This is a genomic window from Streptomyces sp. CHD11, from assembly GCF_018638295.1.
In the GTDB taxonomy this organism is placed as follows: Bacteria; Actinomycetota; Actinomycetes; order Streptomycetales; family Streptomycetaceae; genus Streptomyces.
This window is the reverse complement of sequence record NZ_JABTTS010000029.1, coordinates 227,174-245,611: the sequence shown is the minus strand read 5'-3', so window position 1 is coordinate 245,611 and position 18,438 is coordinate 227,174. Positions and strand designations below refer to the sequence as shown.

Below are 18,438 nucleotides of genomic sequence, written 5' to 3'. Positions count from 1 at the left end.
CTACGGATACGTAACCTACGGATACGTAGCCTACGATGCCGTAGGTTCCCGGCACCGCTCGCCGGACCGCTCCCCGTCACCGTCCCCCTGGAGTCACCCGTGTCGCTCACTTCTCCCCACCTGGGCAGCCCCTCGGTCTGGACCGACGCCCGGCTGTTGTACGCACTGGAGGAAGTGGTCGAGAAGGAGCTCAACCGGCATCTGAAGGTCACCAAGGACTGGATGCCGCACGAGTACGTGCCGTGGAGCGACGGCCGCAACTTCCCGGGCTTCTTCGAGGACGGCGAGGCGTGGGACAAGGAGCAGTCCAAGGTCACCGAAGTCGGCAAGGTCGCCCTGGTCGTCAATCTGCTGACCGAGGACAATCTCCCCAGCTACCACCACGAGATCGCCACGATGTTCGGCCGGGAGGGCGCCTGGGGCACCTGGGTGCACCGCTGGACGGCCGAGGAGGGCCGGCACGGCATCGTGATGCGGGACTACCTGCTCGCCTCACGGGCGGTGGACCCGGACAAGCTGGAGCAGTTCCGCATGTCGCACATGAGCGAGGGCTTCGAGTCGGACAACCGGCACTCGATGCTCCACTCGATCGCCTATGTCGCCTTCCAGGAGCTGGCCACCCGGATCTCGCACCGCAACACCGGCCACCAGTCGGGTGACCCGGTCTGCGACCGCATGCTGGCCCGCATCGCGACCGACGAGAACCTGCACATGGTCTTCTACCGCAACCTGCTGAAGGCGGCGTTCGAGCTCACCCCGGACCTCACGATGCAGGCGGTGCGCGACGTCGTGGTGAACTTCCGGATGCCCGGCCACGGGATCCCCGGGTTCGAGCGGGCGGCCGCGCAGATGGCCATCGGCGAGGTGTACAACATGCGTATCCACCACGACGACGTGCTGCAGCCGGTGCTGCGCTTCCTGAAGGTCATGGAGATCGACGGACTGGGCCCCGAGGGCGTCAAGGCCCAGGAGGAACTGGGTCTGTTCATGGGCGGCCTGGACGCGGAGGCCTCGAAGTTCGACGAGAAGCTGGCGGCCCGCAAGGCCCGGATGGCGGCCCGGGCCGCCGGCTGAGGACTGCGTCCTGTCGCGCACCGCCGACCTGCCCTCCACCGCCTTCACGTCGACGACGTAGCGCCGTGGGGGCGGTGAGGCGGGCGGCAGGGGCAGCGGCCGGTCGCGACCCGGTGCGATCGGCTCCTACCGTCCGGTCGGCTCCTACCGTCCGGTGCGCCGCAGTTCCAGGCGCTCCTTCTCCGACAGACCGCCCCAGACTCCGAAGCGCATGTCGTGGGTCAGCGCGTACTCGAGACACGTGGCGCGGATCGGGCACAGACCGCAGATGCGCTTGGCCTCGCGAACCGAGCTGCCGGGCTCGGGGAAGAAGAAGTCTCCGCCCGTCTGCGCGCACAACGCCTCTTCCTGCCAGGCGAGGTCGGGCGACGGCAATGTGTCGATGTGCATGGTCGGAAGCGTGCCGGAGGGCGAAAAACGTTCGATCAACGACGTATCAACGCGTGGCGCGCGCCACGTCGGACCCGGTGTTCTCCCTCTCCTTCGGGCTCCGCCTCGCGGCTGTCCCCGGTGACCCGATGATGGCGCCGGCCGGCCGGGCGCGCACGGCGGCGCGCCGGGGGAGGTCCGGCGCGGACCGCCCTCGAGGATCGCGAAGCGCGCGCCGTGCGGATCCATCGGACGGGCGACGCCGGCGAGGGAGGTGGCGGGCATCCGCACCGTGCCGCCCGGCCCGACGGCCCTGGCGACCACGGCGTCCTGGTCCGCACCCCGATGCGCGGCAGCCGGCAGGGCTGCCCGCCGCCGGGTCCCGACGGGGTCGTCGGCCGCGGGACCATCCCGCCGGGCCTGCCGTCCTCGCCCGCCGCGGCGGGGTGGAGGGAGGTGCGGACGCCGCCGGGGAAGGTCATCGCCGAGGTCGGGCGTGCGCCCCTGCCCGTCCCGTCCCCGTGGCTGTCGCCCGGCCCTCCTCGCGGCTGTGCCTCGTCTGCGTACTCCCCCGGACGGCGTTCCGCGTACCGTCCGGGGGCGGCTCACGCGGACGACCGGCGGATCAGCGTCGTCGGGAGGATCAGGCCGGCGGGGCGGGCGCCCGCGGTCCCCTCCGGCGTACCGGTGCCGTCGAGGTCGCGCAGGAGGAGGCGGGCCATCAGGCGGCCCATCTCCTCGATGTCCTGACGCACCGTGGTGAGCGGCGGCTCGGTCTGTTCGGCGATCGGCGGCATGTCGTCGAAGCCGACGACCGCCACGTCGTCCGGCACCCGCCGTCCGTGCTCGCGCAGCACGCGCAGGGCGCCGGCCGCCATCAGGTCGTTGGCGGCGAAGACCGCGTCCAGGCCGGGGTGCCGGCCGAGGAGTTCCCGCATCGCCCGCTCGCCGCTCGCGGGAGTGAAGTCGCCCTGCGCGACCAGCCCCGGATCGGCGCCGGCCATGACGTCGCGGTAGCCGTCGTGCCGGTCCACGGCCGAGGTCTGGTCGAGGGCTCCGGTGATGTGGGCGACGTGCCGGCGGCCGAGGCCGAGCAGGTGCCGTACGGCGTCGCGGGCGCCGCCCCGGTTGTCGCTGTCGACGTAGGAGACGCCGCCCCGGCCCCCGTTGAAGTAGGGCCGGCCGCCGAACACCGTGGGCAGTCCCGCGCGCTGGATCAGTTCGGGCAGCGGGTCGTCGATGTGGAGCGAGAAGACCAGCGCGCCGTCCACATGACCGCCGGCGAGGTAGCGTCCGACGCGGGCGTGGTCGTCGCGGTCCTCGGTGAGCAGCAGAACGAGCTGGTTGTCGTGGGCCGTCAGTTCCTTGCTGATGCCGCGCAGCTGGCGGGCGAAGAAGGGGTCGGCGAAGACCCGGGTCTCCGGTTCGGCGACGATGACGGCGACGGCGTCGTGCCGCCTGGTCACCAGGCTGCGCGCGGCCTGGTTGGGGACGTACCCGAGTTCTTCCACGGCTTGTCTCACCCGCTCGGCCAGGGGTTCGCGGACCCCGTCGGAGCCGTTGACCACGCGGGAGACCGTGGCCCGGGAGACCCCGGCCCGCGCGGCGACCGCCTCCAGGGTGGGTCGCTGCACTGTCTCGGTCACTGGGGCGCTCCTCACCTGCGGCTGCGGGAAAGGATAGCCCCGGCCCGGCTGCGCGGGAGAGCGCTCTCGGATCACGGCGGGCAGGTCAGTGCTCGTGCTCCGGCTCCTTGCCGGCGGCCGTGCCGTGGGCGTGCTCGTGCGGGTCGTATCCGGGGATGGTGCCGTCCGGCTTCTTCACCAGGAACAACCCGACCATGCCCATGTCGGAGTGGCTCTGGACATGGCAGTGGTACATCCAGGCGCCGGCGCCGACGCCCTCCCCGGCGATGATCTGGAATCCGAAGGAGTCGGCCGGGCCGCAGATCTTGTTGTCGATGACCTGACTGGGGTCGTCGGGACCGGTGAGCATGCCGGTGCGGTTGTCCGCCCAGCGGTGACCGTGCATGTGGAAGGTGTGGTAGTACTCGCCGTGCGTGATCGAGACGAATTCGACGCGGTCACCCACGGTGGCCTCGAAGTCCGGGCCGGTGTGGGCGGGCCTGTTGTTGATCGTCATGTCGTTGAAGACGATGGTGTGGGTCGCGTCGGGCAGGACGTCGCCCTTGCGGCGCACGATGACCGGCCCGTAGAGCCCGTTCCGGATGCCTCCGGTGCCGTGCTCGGTGCCGACGACGTGGTCGTGGTAGTGCCAGTAGCCCGCGCTGCCCGTCCGCCAGGTGCCGTCGGAGCGCCGGCCGGGCCTGTGGGTGCGCCAGGTGTAGGTGCGGGTGCCGCCGGGCCCGACGGCGCTCCTGTTCTGCCGGGTGCCGTCGCTGGAGATCTCGTAGTCCAGGCCGTGGACGTGCAGGCTCACGGGCACGTCCATGGTGTTCTCGAACTCGATGTGCAGTGTGTCGCCCTCGTTGAGTTCGATCAGCGGGCCCGGGATCGACGCCTTGCCCTTCTCGAAGCCGTAGCCCATCTGTCCGCCGGCCAGGCGCTCGGCGTACATCTTGACGCGTCGCACCTCGCCGCCGGCCGGAGCGGTCCTCACCCGGGCGGCCGCCTTCGCGGCTTCGGGCGCGCTCACGGCCTCGGGTGCGACGGACAACGATGTCGCGACGGCCGCGCCGCTCAGCAGTACCCTCCGGTTGAAATCGCGTCTGTCCATGCCGAACTCCCCAGTTGGCTGTCATGAACCTGTGAAACCGTAGCGGCCCGCCCCTGGTTTATCCACACTCAGGACAAAGTTCGGTCCATTGCTGCGATAGGTATTGGCGTGTGGCGCAAAGAGGTCTAGCTTCCTTGACGCTGTTGCTGCGACCGAGGAGGGGTGGGTGGCCACGTGCGGTCCACATCGCATCAAGAACCCATGGGCTTAAGAGGTTTGAGCACGTCAGGCGCCGCGAGCGCACGAAGGACGAGAGCGAGACGACGTCTCTGGGCGGCCACCGTGACCGCCGGCGCCGTCACCGCCGGACTGCTGTCGGGCCCCGCCGCCAGCGCGCGCCCGGCCCCGGATCCGTCTCTGACAACGATGTCCATCAAGTCGCCTCCGGGCGGCGCGAACGTACGGGTGCTGCTGTTCCACGGTTCGGCTGCCGGCGGTGACGAGTCACCGCTGGTGAACGCGGGGATCGCGGCGATCGAGCGGATCGGGCTCTCCGGGCCGGAGGACCAGCGCTTCGCGGTCACCGCCACCGACAACGCCTCGGTCTTCACCAACGCCAAGAAGCTGGGCCGCTTCAACACCATCGTCTTCCTGACCGGCGGCGGGGATGTCCTCGACCCCGACCAGGAGGCGGGCCTGGAGGCGTACATGGAGGCCGGCGGCGGTTTCGTCGGTCTGCACGACGCGGCCCGCGCGGAGCCGTACTCGGACTGGTTCACCGGTCTGATCGGCGCCCGCCCGGCCGCGGGTCCGGACACGGTGCAGCGGGCGACCGTCGAGGTCGGCGACCGGACGCATCCGGCGGCCAAGAGCCTGCCCACGCAGTGGAAACGGCCCGACAAATGGCTGAACTGGGTCAAGAACCCCTCCGGCGACGTGCACACGGTCGCCCGGGTGCGGGAATCGACCTACACGCCCGGCGCGGGCGCCAACGGCTGGGACCACCCGGTCAGCTGGTGCCGTGACTACGACGGCGGCCGGTCCTTCTACACCGGGATGGGCGGCACGGTGTCGTCGTACGACGAGACCGACTTCCGTGAGCATCTGCGCGGCGCCCTGTTGTGGACCAACCGTCTCGCGCAGGCCGACTGCAGGGCGACGATCACCGGGAACTACACGGCGGAGCGGCTCACCCAGCCCAACAAGCCGGGCCAGAACGACCAGATCGGCGAACCGCACGGTCTGGTCACCGCCCCCGACGGCCGCGTGTTCTACATCGGCCGGGGCGGCGCGGACTCCTCCCAGCCCGTCGTCACCGACTGGAACGACCCCGACATCGGCAAGGGCAAGGGCGAGATCCACGTCTACGACCCGAAGACCGGGGAGGTCACCCTCGCCGGGGCACTCACCGTCTTCGGCAACAAGGGCGGCGGCGACGAACTGCGCAAGGTCGAGGAGGGCCTGCTCGGCATCGAACTGGACCCGCGGTTCGAGCAGAACGGGTGGGTGTACCTGCACTACACACCGCACTCCGAGATCAACCGGGACACACACATGGGCGAGCGGCGGGTCTCCCGCTTCACGCTCGACCGGGCCACCGACACACTGGACCTGAGCAGCGAGAAGGTGCTGCTGAAGTGGCCGGTGCAGATCCACAGCTGCTGCCACGCGGGCGGCGGGATGGCCTGGGACTCCAAGGACAACCTGTACATCGCCACCGGAGACACCAACTCCAGTGGCTTCAGCAGCGGTTACTCGGGCAACAACCCGGAGCCCAACTTCAAGGGCGTCTCCTTCGCGGACGCGCGCCGCACCGCCGGCAACACCAACAACCTCAACGGCAAGATCCTGCGCATCCACCCGGAGCCGGACGGCACGTACACCCTCCCCGAGGGCAACCTCTTCACCGGTGAGGAGACCGCCGAGGGCGGGGGCAAGACACGCGGCGAGATCTACGTGATGGGTGTGCGCAACCCCTCGCGCATCTCCGTCGACCGGAAGACCGACGTGCTCTACGCCGGCTGGGTCGGCCCGGACGCCGGTTCCCCGTCGACCACCTGGGGCCCGGCGAAGTACGACACCTTCGCCGCGATCACGAAGGCCTCCAACCGCGGCTGGCCGTACTGCATGGGCGACAACCAGCCCTACCGGGACCGCAATCTGCCCGACCCGTCCCAGCCGCTGGGCTGGTACGACTGCGACGCCCCGAAGAACGAGTCGCCGAACAACGACGGCCTGGTCAATCTGCCGCCGGTGACCAGCAACAACATCTGGTACTCGCCGCAGGGCGGCGCCCCGGACTACCCGCGCGACGCGAACGGCGTCCCGTCGTACAAGGAGGCCGAGGCGACCTACCGGCTGCCCTGGCTGAAGGGTGGCGGCCAGGCCGCGATGAACGGCCCGGTCTACCGCTACGACGCCGGCAGCGCCAGCGAGGTCAAGTGGCCCGCCTACTGGGACGGCAAGTGGTTCGTCGGTGACTTCTACGACGCCGACCAGCCGCGCAATGCGGTGCTGATGGACCCGAAGACGCAAGGAGACGGCGGTCTCCCGGTGCACTCGGAGTCCCTGAAGAAGATCGTGCCGGTCGGCAACGACGGCATCAGGAACCTGATGGACTGGAAGTTCGGCCCGGACGGCGCGCTGTACGTCCTCGACTACGGGCGCGGCTTCTTCACCTCCGACGCCAAGTCCGCGCTGTGGCGGGTCACCTACACGGGCGGCGGTCCCACCCCGGCCGCCGGTCAGCTGGCGAGGAAGGCCGGATGAAACCAGTGATACGGCAACGAAGAATGTGGGCCGGCCTGCTGGCCGCCCTGCTGATGACGCTCGGTCTGCAGACGTCGACGTCCGCGGCCGGCGAGTCCGCCGGGTCCGCGGCGGCCGAGGCTGCGGAGGCGGCGGAGCAGGTCCTCACCTGGACCGCCGGTGACAGCATCACCGAGTACACGTCCGCGCCGGCCACAGCGGTGGCCGGTCCGGCGACGATCGTCTTCGAGAACAGCGCGGCCACCGGCAACACCACCGGCATGCCGCACACGCTGACGTTCGTGACCTCCGACCCGGAGTTCAACAACGACGTCCAGCTGAACATCCTGGCCAACCCGGGCGACAGCCAGGGCGGCCGGCACACCGCCGAGGTGGTCCTCACCCCGGGCCGGTACTTCTACCACTGCACCATCCAGGGCCACGGCGAGATGCAGGGCATCCTGACGGTGACCGAGGGCAGCGGTGAGGACACCACGGCGCCCGGGGCCACGGCTGAGGTGACCGGCTCGCAGAACGACAAGGGCGAGTACGTGGGTTCGGCGAGCGTGAGCGTCGAGGCCACCGACGAGGGTTCGGGCGTGGACCGGATCGAGTACGCCCTCGGCGCCGACGCGGCCTGGCAGCCGTACACCGCCCCGGTCGTGGTCGACCAGGTCGGCACCCACACGGTGCGCTACCGCGCGCTGGACAAGGCGGGCAACGTCTCGGCGGAGAAGAGCGTGGAGTTCACGGTCGTCCCGCCGCCGACGGACGACACCACGGCGCCGGAGACCTCGGCAACGGTGGACGGCGAGAAGAACGACGCCGGTGACTACATCGACATGGCGACGGTCACCGTCACCGCGTCGGACACCGGCTCCGGCGTCAACGGCATCGAGTACGCCCTCGGGGCCGGCGGCGCCTGGCAGGCGTACACCGGCCCGGTGATGGTGCACCAGGTGGGCGAGCACACCGTGCGCTACCGCGCCACCGACAAGGCGGGCAACACCGCGGCGGTCAAGAGCGTGGAGTTCACGGTCGTCGCCGCTCCCCCGCAGGACACCACCCCGCCGGCGACCGGCGTGACCGTCGGGGGCGTCAGGAACTCCGACGGCGCCTACGTGGGTGACGCCACGGTGACCGTCAGCGCCGACGACGGGCACGGCGGTTCCGGGGTCGCCGGTATCGAGTACTCGCTCGACGGCGGTCCGTATCTGGCGTACGGCGCGCCCGTGGTCGTCGACCGGACGGGCCGGCACACCGTGGCCTACCGGGCGAGCGACAAGGCCGGCAACACCTCCGCGCCGCTCACGGTGAGCTTCACGGTCGTGGCCGACGGCGGGGTACCGGCGCCCAACTGTCCCGAGTACGACGAGCGACTGACAGTGATCGTCGGCACGGTCGACTCGGGTGTGCCGAACCGGGTCACCAACAACCGGTGCCGGATCGGCGAGCTGATCGAGGACGAGAAGCAGTGGACCTCGCAGGCGCTGTTCCTGAAGCACGTGAAGGGCGTCCTGGACCGGCTCAAGAGCGAAGGGGTCATCGACCAGCGGGAGCGGAAGGCCATCAACCAGGCGGCCAGGCAGTCCGGTGTGGGCACGCCGGGCCAGACCGACGGCTACCGCAAGATCCTGGACGGCACCGCGGGGTCGTTCGCCAAGTGGGAGCAGGTGGGCGGTGGTTCGTTCGCGCTGAATCCTGACGGGTCGATCACCTCCGGCACCTCCCGGGGCGGGCTCGGCATGCTGTGGTTCCCCGAGCGCACGTACGGCGACTTCTCGCTGAAGCTCCAGTGGCGTGACGACGCTCCGGGCACCGGCAACGCCAACTCCGGTGTCTTCGTGCGGTTCCCGCAGATCCACGACCACCCGGAGGAGCCGCGGCCGGAGTGGGCCGCCATCAAGTACGGGCACGAGGTACAGGTGTTCGACTCGCCCACCGGCGACATGTACAAGACGGGCTCGGTCTACGGCTTCGACCGCGTGGGCCTGGCCGGCGCGGGCGTGACGCAGAAGGGCACCTGGAACGACTACGAGATCCGCGTGGTGGACCAGCACTACTCGGTCTACCGCAACGGCGTGCTGATCAACGAGTTCGACAACACCGGCGGCCAGGACTTCACCCCGCCGCGCTCGGACGACCCGGGCACGGACGGGCGGCGGTTCGCCTCCGGTTACATCGGACTGCAGGTGCACGGCACGACGGACGTCGTCTCCTACCGGGACGTCCGGATCAAGGACCTGTAGCCGCGGGGTCCGCGCGGGTCAGGAGGCCGGGGATCCCGGCTTCCTGGCCCGGCTCGGCTGCACCCGGCTGGGTTCTCCCGGCATCTTCGGATACTCGGGCGGGTACGGCAGATCGCCCAAGCCGTGGTCGTGTTCGTCGCGGCGGGCGAGTTCCAGCAAGGGTTCCAGTGAGAACGTGTGATCGTCCATGTCCGCGTGCACGTCGCCGAGTTCGGCGAAGCGCGCGGGCATGGTCGTGATGTCGAAGTCCCGCGGGTGCGCGACGCCGACCTCCTCCCAGCGCAGCGGTGCCGAGACGGGCGCGTGCGGGCGGGGGCGTACGGAGTAGGCGGAGGCGATGGTGCGGTCGCGGGCGGTCTGGTTGTAGTCGACGAAGATGCGCTCGCCGCGCTCCTCCTTCCACCACTTGATGGTGACCTGTTCCGGCATCCGGCGTTCGAGTTCCCGGCCCACGGCGATCGCGGCGCGGCGGACCTGGGTGAAGGTCCAGCGCGGTTCGATCGGCACGAAGACGTGGATGCCGCGCCCGCCGGAGGTCTTGGGCCACCCGCGCAGACCTCCGAACTCGTCGAGCACCGCGCGCAGTTCGTGAGCGGCCCGGACTGCGTCGTCATAGTCGGTGCCGGGCTGCGGATCGAGGTCGAGGCGCAGTTCGTCCGGGTGGTCGACGTCGGCGCGGCGCACCGGCCAGGGGTGGAAGACGAGCGTGCCGTACTGGGCGGCCCACACCACCGCCGCTTCCTCGGTGGGGCACATCTCGTCGGCGCTGCGGCCGCTGGGGAAGGTGATGTGCGCGGTGGGGATCCAGTCGGGCATGCCCTTGGGCGCCCGCTTCTGGTAGAACCACTCGCCGGTGACGCCGTCCGGGTAGCGCTGCAGGGTGGTGGGCCGCTCGCGCAGGGCGCGCAGGATGCCGGGGGCCACGGCCTGGTAGTAGCGGGCCACGTCCAGCTTGGTGTAGCCGTGCTCCGGGAAGAAGACCTTGTCCGGACTGGACAGCCGTACGGTCCGGCCGGCCACGTGCAGTTCCACCGCGTCACCCATGCGAGCCACGGTAGGCGTGGCGCACCTGCCTCGCACACCGGGCGGCGACGGGCGGGGGCGCGCAGAATCGGAGCATGGATCTGCCCGTCATGCCGCCCGTGAAACCGATGCTCGCCAAGTCGGTGGCGAGGATCCCGCCCGACATGCACTACGAGGCCAAGTGGGACGGCTTCCGGGCGATCGTGTTCCGCGACGGGGACGAGGTCGAGCTGGGCAGCCGTACCGGCAAGCCGCTGACCAGGTACTTCCCTGAAGTGGTGGAAGCCGTGCGGGAGTGGCTGCCACCACGGTGTGTGATGGACGGCGAGATCGTCATCGCCCGGGAAGGGCATCTCGACTTCGACGCGCTCACCGAGCGCATCCACCCCGCGGACTCGAGGGTGCGGACGCTCGCCGAGCGGACCCCGGCGTCGTTCGTCGCCTTCGACGTGCTGGCGCTGGAGGACGAGTCACTGCTGGGGGTCCCGCTGTCCGACAGACGGGAGCTGCTGGTCCGGGCGCTGGAGGGAGCCGGCCCGCCGGTGCACGTGGCCCCGGCGACACGGGACATCGAGGTGGCGCGGGGCTGGTTCGAGCAGTACGAGGGGGCGGGGCTGGACGGGGTGGTCGCCAAGCCGCCGGCGCTGGGCTACCGGCAGGACGAGCGGGCCATGTTCAAGATCAAGCACGAGCGCACGGCCGATGCGGTGGTGGCCGGGTACCGGCTGCACAAGAGCGGCCCTGTCGTGGGCTCGCTGCTGCTGGGCCTGTACGACGAGGCCGGCGTCCTGCAGCACGTGGGAGTCTGCGCGGCCTTCTCCATGAAGCGTCGCGCGGAGCTGATCGAGGAGCTGGAGCCGCTGCGGATGGACGACGTGTCGGGCCATCCGTGGGCGGCCTGGGCGGAGGCGGCGGCGCACGAGACGGCACGGCTGCCGGGGGCGCCGAGCCGCTGGTCGGGGAAGAAGGACCTGTCGTGGGTGCCGCTCAGGCCGGAGCTGGTGGCCGAGGTGGCCTACGACCACATGGAGAACGGGCGGCGTTTCCGGCACACCGCCCGTTTCCGCCGCCGGCGCCCCGACCGTACTCCCGAGAGCTGCACCTTCGCGCAGCTCGAGGAGCCGGTCCGCTACGACCTGGCCGAGATCCTCGGCGGCCCCTCCGGTCAGGGACCCCGGGACGGCTGAGTCAGGGCCGCAGGACCACCTTGACCGCCCCGTCCTGCTTCTTCTGGAACATCTCGTAGGCGTGCGGTGCGTCGGTCAGCGGCAGGTGGTGGGTGGCGAAGTCGTCGACGCCGAGGGGGTCCTCGTCGGTGAGGTAGGGGATGATCTCGTCACTCCAGCGGCGTACGTTCGCCTGGCCCATGCGCATCTGGATCTGCTTGTCGAACAGCGTGAGCATGGGCATCGGGTCGGCCATGCCGCCGTAGACGCCGCTGATCGAGATGGTGCCGCCGCGGCGCACCAGCTCGATGGCGGTGTGCAGGGCGGCGAGCCGGTCGACGCTGAACCGTTCCGCCATGGGGCCGCCCAGTTTGCGGGGCAGCAGCGCGGCCGCGTTCTGCACCATGCGGGCCGCGGCACCGCCGTGCGCCTCGGTGCCGACGGCGTCGATCACGGCGTCCGGGCCCCGGCCGTCGGTCCGGTCGCGGATGGCGGTCACCAGTTCCTTCTCGTCGTCGAAGGAGCGCAGGTCGAAGGTCTCCACGCCCCGCTCCTTCGCCCGGCGCAGCCGCTCCGGGACCAGGTCCACGCCGAACACCCGTCCGGCGCCCTGGACCTGTGCGATCCGGCAGGCCATGTCACCGATGGGGCCGAGCCCGAGCACCGCGACGCTGCCGCCCTTCGGCACACCGGCGTAGGCGACCGCCTGCCAGGCGGTGGGCAGGACGTCGGAGAGGTAGAGGAACCGGTCGTCGGAGGGCCCCTCGGGGACCTTGATCGGGCCGTACTGGGCCTGCGGGACGCGCAGGTACTCGGCCTGGGCGCCCGGCACCGCTCCGTACAGCCTGGTGTAGCCGAACAGGGCCGCGCCCATGCCCTCGGCGCTGACCTGGGTGGTCTCGCACTGGGTGGGCAGGCCGGTCAGGCACATCCAGCAGTTGCCGCAGGCGATCTGGAACGGGACCACGACCCGGTCACCGGCCTGGAGGTCCGGCACCGCCGCACCGACCTCCTCGACGATGCCCATCGGTTCGTGACCGAGGATGTCGCCCGGTGTCATGAACGGGGTCAGCACCTCGTAGAGATGCAGATCGGATCCGCACAGCCCGCTGGAGGTGACGCGGATGATCGCGTCCGTCGGCTCCTCGATCCGTGGGTCGGGCACGGTCTCCACCCGTACGTCCCGCTTTCCCTGCCAGGTCAGTGCCCTCATCGCCGCCCGCTCCCTCCGTCGTGGCCGGTGTACCGCTCATGCGGTGGCCGTCCGGGTACCCGAGCGGCCGTCCACCGAACCGCGGGCCGCTCGGCCGATCGGCGGACGCCGCCGCGCGGGATTCCCTCCGCTCCGCGATGGCCAGAGACAATCAGAAAAGCGCACAATCGAGACAACGGATGACAAGAGGCAGGCTCGGTGGCGACGGTGGGCACGGTGGGCACGGTGGGCACGCAACGAGGAACGCGCCGACGGCGCGGTACGGGGACGGGGCTGCTGCTCGTCGCCGTGCTGACGGCCGGTCTGGCGGCGGGCTGCACGACGTCCGACGGTCCGCCCGACGACGGGCGCGGAACGACCCGCGAGTCTCCGGCACAGGACGCCCCGCCGGCCCTCGCCGTGAAGATCGACAACGCCCCCGCCGCCCGGCCCCAGACCGGCCTGGACGACGCCGACGTGGTGTACACCGAACAGGTCGAGGGCGGAAGCAGCAGGCTGATCGCCGTGTACGCCACCGCACTGCCGGAGTCCGTCGGGCCGGTGCGCAGTGCGCGGGAGGCAGATCTGGAGCTGCTGCGCCAGTTCGACCGGCCGCTGCTGGCCTTCTCCGGGGCGCAGAGCAAGCTGAAGCCGCTCATCGAGGAGGCACCGCTGGAGGCGGTGACCCCCGAGTCCGAGCCCGACGCCTACATCCGGGACTCCGACCGCTCCGCCCCGCACAATCTGTTCCTGCGGCCGGAGCGCGTCATGGACGACCCGCCGGGTGAGGCCGCGCTGACCACGGGTTTCCGCTTCGGCCGGCCCCCTGCGGACGGTGCGCCGCAGAACGAGCTCACCGTGCGCTACCCGGCGGCCCGTTTCACCTTCACCTGGTCCGGCGCGCAGGACCGCTGGCTGGTGTCGATGGACGGCACGCCGGCCGTGACCAGCGGGGGTGAACGGCTGGCGCCCGCGACGGTCGTCGTGCAGCACGTGACCGTGCGCCCCTCCGGCTTCCGTGACTTCCTCGGCAACACCACTCCGTTCACCGAGACGGTGGGCTCCGGGGAGGCCACCGTGCTGCGCGACGGGCGCGCGTGGGAGGCGAACTGGAAGCGGCCGTCCGCCGAGGACGGCACCTCGTTCACCACCGACTCCGGAGAGCCGCTGAACTTCGCGCGCGGCCAGGTGTGGGTGGTGTACGCGGAGGCATCCTGAGCCGGTCCGTCGGCGCCGGGCAGTCACCGCCGGGCAGTCACCGCCGGACGGTCACCGCCGGACGGTCGGGCGGGGCGGACGGTGCCGGGCGGCCGGACGGGGCGGCCGGGGACGGCGCCGGATCGCGCAGGGTCTCGGCGGCGTCCGCGACCCGCAGCAGCAGGCCGGTGAAGACCGCTCGCTCATCCTCCTCGAGCGGGGCCAGGAAGACCTGGTTCATCCGCGCGGTGCGCACCGTCAGCCGGCGGTGGGTACGCGCTCCGTCGTCGGTGAGGCACAGCCGGAAGCGCCGGCCGTCCCGCGGATCGCGGATCTTGTCCAGCAGTCCGCGCCGGACGAGCCGGGCGGTCACCTCGGCGATGGTGGACCGGTCGAGCCCGACCCGCTCCCCCACGGTGCGCTGGTCGAGCCCCGGTTCGGCGACGAGCGCGTTCAGGACGGCGAACTGCGGCGAGGTGATCTCCTCGGAGACCATCGTGGTCCACAGCAGGTGATGGGCCTGCTGGAGCCGGCGGGCCAGATGCCCGGGATGGGTGGTGAGGTCCACGGCGGCCATATGCGCTCCCCCGGTCATTTCTTCGCTTCGTCCCCGCACTGATGATTACCCAGATTCCGGACAGTACTGGACAGAGGCGATGCTCCGGCAAATACTCAGTGGGCTGACCATATGGCCGAGGCGGACGGCTCGGTCCGACGGGAGGGACCGGGTGCCCGGATGGCCGAGGGGATCACCTCGGCGTCATCGGCGCCGGGCTCGCCCCCGCCGCGACCGCACCCGGTGTGACCGTCCGGGAGAACACCGCCGAGACCGGGGCCGAACCCGCCCCCGGGGAGGACGTGTCGTGACCGAAGCACTCAGTCAAGCCGACATCGACCGGGAGATCGCGGCCGAGCACGCGGCGTACGGGAAACGGCTCGCCGACGGCGCACCCGCCGAACACCACCCGCGCCGCGGCTACCCGCCGTACCGTTCCTCCGTGCTGCGCCACCCGGGGCGGCCGCCGGTCGCCATCGACGTGTCCGGGGACCCGGAGCTGGTGGAGCTGGCCTCCCCCGCGTTCGGCGGACGGGACATCACCGAGACCGACAACGATCTCACCCGGCAGCACACCGGTGAGCCCGTCGGCGAGCGCATCACCGTCTCCGGCAGACTGCTGGACCGGTCCGGACGGCCGGTGCGCGGCCAGCTGGTGGAGATCTGGCAGGCCAACTCGGCCGGACGCTACGCCCATCAGCGGGAACAGCACGACGCCCCGCTGGACCCGAACTTCACCGGCGTGGGCCGCACCCTCTCCGACGCCGACGGGTGCTACCGCTTCACCACCGTCCGGCCGGGCCCGTACCCGTGGCGCAACCACGTGAACGCCTGGCGCCCGGCGCACATCCACTTCTCCGTCTTCGGCACCGCGTTCACCCAGCGGCTGGTGACGCAGATGTACTTCCCGGGCGACCCGCTCTTCCCGTACGACCCGATCCTGCAGTCCGTGACCGACGACGCGGCGCGGCAGCGGCTGGTCGCGGCCTACGACCACGGACTGTCGGTGCCGGAGTTCTCCCTCGGTTACCACTGGGACATCGTGCTGGACGGGCCACGGGCCACCTGGACGGAAGAAGGGCGCTGACCACCATGACGAAGACCGGCACCGGCAGCGGCAGCGGCAGCGGCAGCCCGGAGAACGTGCTGCCCACCCCCTCACACACCGTCGGCCCGTTCTACGGCCATGCGCTGCCCTTCCGGGGCGGCGAGGAGATCGCCCCCGCCGGGCACCCGGACACGGTCACCGTGCACGGCCATGTGTACGACGGGGCGGGCCGACCCCTGCCCGACGCGCTGCTGGAGCTGTGGGGGCCGGACCCCGGAGGTGTCCTCCCGGCGGTCGACGGCTCGATGCGGCGCGACCCGGCGAGCGGGGGCTTCCTCGGCCGCAACGGCGTGGAGTTCACCGGTTTCGGCCGCGTCCAGACCGACGCGAACGGCCACTGGTACGTCCGTACGCTGCGCCCGGGAGCGCGTGGCCGGAACGCTCCGTACCTCGCTGTGTGCGTCTTCGCGCGGGGTCTGCTGGTGCATGTGTTCACCCGGATCTACCTGCCCGGCGACTCGGCCGCGCTGACGGCCGATCCGCTGCTGTCGCGGCTGGACCCTCAGCGCCGCGACACGCTGGTCGCGGACGAGGAGGGCGCGGGCACGTACCGTTTCGACGTCCGCCTTCAGGGCGAGGGCGAGACGGTCTTCCTGGAGTTCCAGTGACATCAGCCGATTCCGACACCGGGCTGCTCGGCCCCGGCTGGGCCGGCTCCCCGGCCGCCGCCGAGACCGGCGACAGGGCGTTCCTGCGGGCCATGCTGGACGCGGAGGCCGCGCTGGTCCGGGCGCAGGCGGCGCTGGGGCTCGCCCCGGCCGAGTCGGCGGCGGCGGTGACGGAGGCGGCCGAGCCGGACCGTTTCGACCCCGCGTCCCTGGCCGCGCGGGCCCGCGACGGCGGCAATCCGGTGATTCCGCTGGTCGCGGACCTGACCCGGGCGGTCGGTGCGGAGCACGGACCGGCCGTGCACCGGGGGGCCACCAGCCAGGACATCATGGACTCGGCGGCGATGCTGGTCGCCCACCGCACCCTGGGACCGGTCCTCGCCGACCTCGACCGGGTCCAGCGGGCCCTGGCCCGGCTGGCCGCCGCGCACCGCGACACCGTGCTGCCGGGCCGGACCCTGACCCAGCACGCCGTGCCGACGACGTTCGGCCTGAAGGCGGCCGGGTGGCGGTCGCTGGTACTGGACGCCCGGGACCGGGTCACCGCGGTACGGGGCCGGCTGCCCGCCCAGCTCGGCGGCGCCGCCGGCACGCTGGCCGCCTTCGCCGCGTACGGTGCCGAGGACCCGACCGCGCTGACGGCCGCTTACGCCCGTGAACTGGGCCTGCGCGCGCCATTGTTGCCGTGGCACACGCTGCGGACACCCGTCGCGGACCTCGCGGGGTGCCTGGCGCTGACGGCCGGGGCGCTCGGCAGACTCGCGGCGGACGTCCTCACCCTCTCCCGTACCGAGATCGCGGAGGTCTCCGAAGGCGGCGGAGGAGGTTCCTCCACCATGCCGCAGAAGGCCAACCCGGTCCGCTCGACACTGATCGCGGCGGCGGCCCGGCGCGCACCACAGCTCGCGGCCACCCTCTACGGCTCCCTGGTGGCCGGGGACGAACGCCCGGCCGGGGCCTGGCACGCCGAGTGGGAACCGCTCCGGGACCTGCTCCGGCTGGTCGGCGGCGCGGCCCGGGACGCCGCGGAACTCACCGGGGGACTGCGGGTGCGTCCGGACGCCATGCGTGAACACCTCGGCATCACCCACGGGTTGATCGTCTCCGAGCGGCTCTCCGCCGAACTGGCGCCCCTGCTCGGCCGTGCCCGGGCGAAGGAACTGCTGACGGAACTCGCCCGGCGCGCCCACGAGGAGGGACGGGACCTCGGCGGACTGCTCGCCGAGCGACCCGAGTTGCGGGGCGTCGACCTACCCCCGCTCCTCGACCCCGCCCGCTACACCGGCTCCGCCGGAGTGCTCACCGACCGTGCCCTGGAGCGACCGTGACCGCCACCCTCCTCAACCACCGTGCCGAAGGCTCGGCTTCCGCTCCCCCGCTGCTGCTCGGCCCCTCCCTCGGCACCAGCCTCGCCGTGTGGGACACGGTGGCCCCCGAACTGTCGGCCGCGCACCGGGTGGTCCGATGGGACCTGCCGGGACACGGCGGATCGGCGGCGGAACTGATCGGGGCCGGGGCCACCGTCGGCGATCTCGCCGGTCTGGTGCTCGCGCTGGCCGACGCGCTCGGCATCGAGCGGTTCGCGTACGCGGGCGTCTCACTGGGCGGTGCGGTGGGCCTGCATCTGGCCGTGCACCACGCGGAGCGGGTGTCGTCGCTGGCCGTGATCTGCTCCTCGGCACACTTCAACGGGGCGAAGCCGTGGGAGGAGCGGGCGGCACGGGTGCGGCGCGAGGGGCCGGCCGGGCTCGCGGAGGGCGCCGGCGCGCGCTGGTTCACGCCCGGGTTCACCGTTGCCCGGCTGGTCCGGGACCACCGGGAGGCCGACCCGGAGGCGTATGCCGCGTGCTGTGACGCTCTGGCCGCGTTCGATCTGCGCGAGCGGCTGGCCGGGATCTCGGTGCCGACCCTGGCGGTGGCCGGCCGGGAGGACCCTGCGACGCCGCCCGAGCATCTGCGGCAGATCGCGGACGCGGTACCGGGTGCCGCGCTCGTGGAGATCCCGGGCGCCTCCCATCTGGCGCCGGCCCAGTGCCCGGAGGCGGTGCTGGCCGCCCTGCGGACGCACTTCGACGGGCCCGCCGGGCGCGGGACGGCGGTGCGGCGCGAGGTGCTGGGTGATCCGCATGTGGACCGGGCACAGGCGGGCCAGACACCGTTCACCGCCCGCTTCCAGGAGTTCGTCTCCCGCTACGCCTGGGGCGAGGTCTGGACCGATCCGACGCTGAGCCGCCGTGAACGCAGCATGATCACGCTCACCGCGCTGGTGGCGCACGGCCACCACGACGAGCTCGCGATGCATGTCCGGGCGGCCCGGCGGAACGGACTCACCCCCGAGGAGATCGGCGCGGTGCTGCTGCAGACGGCCGTGTACTGCGGGGTCCCGGCCGCCAACTCGGCGTTCGCGACGGCGCAGCGGGTGCTGGCGGAGGAGGACGGGTGACCGGACCTTCCGGCGCGGCCCCGGTGCGG

General features: G+C 71.8%; 15 protein-coding genes. 9 read left to right on the top strand and 6 right to left on the bottom strand.

Features of this window, described 5'->3' with window-relative positions; genetic code table 11:
- Positions 1 to 99 precede the first annotated feature (99 nt).
- A complete protein-coding gene (locus HTV45_RS26270; protein ID WP_215208355.1) occupies positions 100 to 1,074 on the top strand; it encodes an acyl-ACP desaturase in 975 nt (324 codons plus the stop codon).
- 144 nt (positions 1,075 to 1,218) lie between these two features.
- Here the strand turns inward: HTV45_RS26270 and HTV45_RS26265 are convergent, their stop codons facing one another.
- From HTV45_RS26265 to HTV45_RS26255, 3 genes are all read right to left on the bottom strand, one after another.
- Positions 1,219 to 1,464: a WhiB family transcriptional regulator gene (locus tag HTV45_RS26265; RefSeq protein ID WP_215208354.1), complete on the bottom strand. Its 246-nt coding sequence runs from the start codon at positions 1,462 to 1,464 to the stop codon at positions 1,219 to 1,221.
- A 584-nt stretch (positions 1,465 to 2,048) separates the two neighbouring features.
- Complete coding sequence (locus HTV45_RS26260) at positions 2,049 to 3,089, bottom strand: LacI family DNA-binding transcriptional regulator (RefSeq protein WP_215208353.1); 1,041 nt, start codon at positions 3,087 to 3,089, stop codon at positions 2,049 to 2,051.
- 85 nt (positions 3,090 to 3,174) lie between these two features.
- A complete protein-coding gene (locus tag HTV45_RS26255) occupies positions 3,175 to 4,179 on the bottom strand; it encodes a multicopper oxidase domain-containing protein (protein WP_215208352.1) in 1,005 nt (334 codons plus the stop codon).
- 282 nt (positions 4,180 to 4,461) lie between these two features.
- On the opposite strand from HTV45_RS26255, the gene HTV45_RS26250 reads away from it, so the two are divergent.
- Together HTV45_RS26250 and HTV45_RS26245 are read left to right on the top strand one after the other, a co-directional pair.
- On the top strand, positions 4,462 to 6,888 hold the full coding sequence (locus tag HTV45_RS26250; RefSeq protein WP_215208351.1) for a ThuA domain-containing protein: 2,427 nt from the start codon (positions 4,462 to 4,464) through the stop codon (positions 6,886 to 6,888).
- A gap of 23 nt (positions 6,889 to 6,911) precedes the next feature.
- Positions 6,912 to 9,116, top strand: a complete 2,205-nt coding sequence (locus HTV45_RS26245; protein ID WP_215208388.1) for a family 16 glycoside hydrolase — start codon at positions 6,912 to 6,914, stop codon at positions 9,114 to 9,116.
- 18 nt (positions 9,117 to 9,134) lie between these two features.
- On the opposite strand, the gene ligD is transcribed toward HTV45_RS26245, so the two are convergent.
- Positions 9,135 to 10,160, bottom strand: a complete 1,026-nt coding sequence (gene ligD / locus HTV45_RS26240; RefSeq protein ID WP_215208350.1) for a non-homologous end-joining DNA ligase — start codon at positions 10,158 to 10,160, stop codon at positions 9,135 to 9,137.
- A gap of 74 nt (positions 10,161 to 10,234) precedes the next feature.
- On the opposite strand from ligD, the gene HTV45_RS26235 reads away from it, so the two are divergent.
- Positions 10,235 to 11,326 carry an ATP-dependent DNA ligase gene (locus tag HTV45_RS26235; protein WP_215208349.1) on the top strand — a complete coding sequence of 364 codons (1,092 nt, stop codon included), beginning with the start codon at positions 10,235 to 10,237 and terminating at the stop codon, positions 11,324 to 11,326.
- A gap of 1 nt (position 11,327) precedes the next feature.
- On the opposite strand, the gene HTV45_RS26230 is transcribed toward HTV45_RS26235, so the two are convergent.
- Positions 11,328 to 12,518: a zinc-dependent alcohol dehydrogenase gene (locus tag HTV45_RS26230; protein WP_215208348.1), complete on the bottom strand. Its 1,191-nt coding sequence runs from the start codon at positions 12,516 to 12,518 to the stop codon at positions 11,328 to 11,330.
- A 216-nt stretch (positions 12,519 to 12,734) separates the two neighbouring features.
- Between HTV45_RS26230 and HTV45_RS26225 the strand changes: the two genes are divergently transcribed.
- Positions 12,735 to 13,715 carry a DUF3048 domain-containing protein gene (locus tag HTV45_RS26225; protein ID WP_215208387.1) on the top strand — a complete coding sequence of 327 codons (981 nt, stop codon included), beginning with the start codon at positions 12,735 to 12,737 and terminating at the stop codon, positions 13,713 to 13,715.
- Positions 13,716 to 13,752: 37 nt separating this feature from the next.
- Here the strand turns inward: HTV45_RS26225 and HTV45_RS26220 are convergent, their stop codons facing one another.
- Entirely contained in the window at positions 13,753 to 14,271 is a 519-nt protein-coding gene (locus HTV45_RS26220; protein ID WP_215208347.1) for a MarR family winged helix-turn-helix transcriptional regulator, read from the bottom strand.
- Between the two features lie 286 nt (positions 14,272 to 14,557).
- Between HTV45_RS26220 and pcaH the strand changes: the two genes are divergently transcribed.
- From pcaH to pcaD, 4 genes are read left to right on the top strand one after another with little or no spacing between them, the layout of a single operon-like run.
- Complete coding sequence (gene pcaH, locus HTV45_RS26215; RefSeq protein ID WP_215208346.1) at positions 14,558 to 15,337, top strand: protocatechuate 3,4-dioxygenase subunit beta; 780 nt, start codon at positions 14,558 to 14,560, stop codon at positions 15,335 to 15,337.
- Positions 15,338 to 15,342: 5 nt separating this feature from the next.
- On the top strand, positions 15,343 to 15,966 hold the full coding sequence (pcaG, locus tag HTV45_RS26210) for a protocatechuate 3,4-dioxygenase subunit alpha (protein WP_215208345.1): 624 nt from the start codon (positions 15,343 to 15,345) through the stop codon (positions 15,964 to 15,966).
- On the top strand, positions 15,963 to 17,294 hold the full coding sequence (gene pcaB, locus HTV45_RS26205) for a 3-carboxy-cis,cis-muconate cycloisomerase (protein ID WP_215208344.1): 1,332 nt from the start codon (positions 15,963 to 15,965) through the stop codon (positions 17,292 to 17,294). The genes pcaG and pcaB overlap by 4 nt, the downstream gene beginning before the upstream one ends.
- A complete protein-coding gene (pcaD, locus tag HTV45_RS26200; RefSeq protein WP_215208343.1) occupies positions 17,291 to 18,409 on the top strand; it encodes a 3-oxoadipate enol-lactonase in 1,119 nt (372 codons plus the stop codon). The genes pcaB and pcaD overlap by 4 nt, the downstream gene beginning before the upstream one ends.
- Positions 18,410 to 18,438 lie beyond the last annotated feature (29 nt).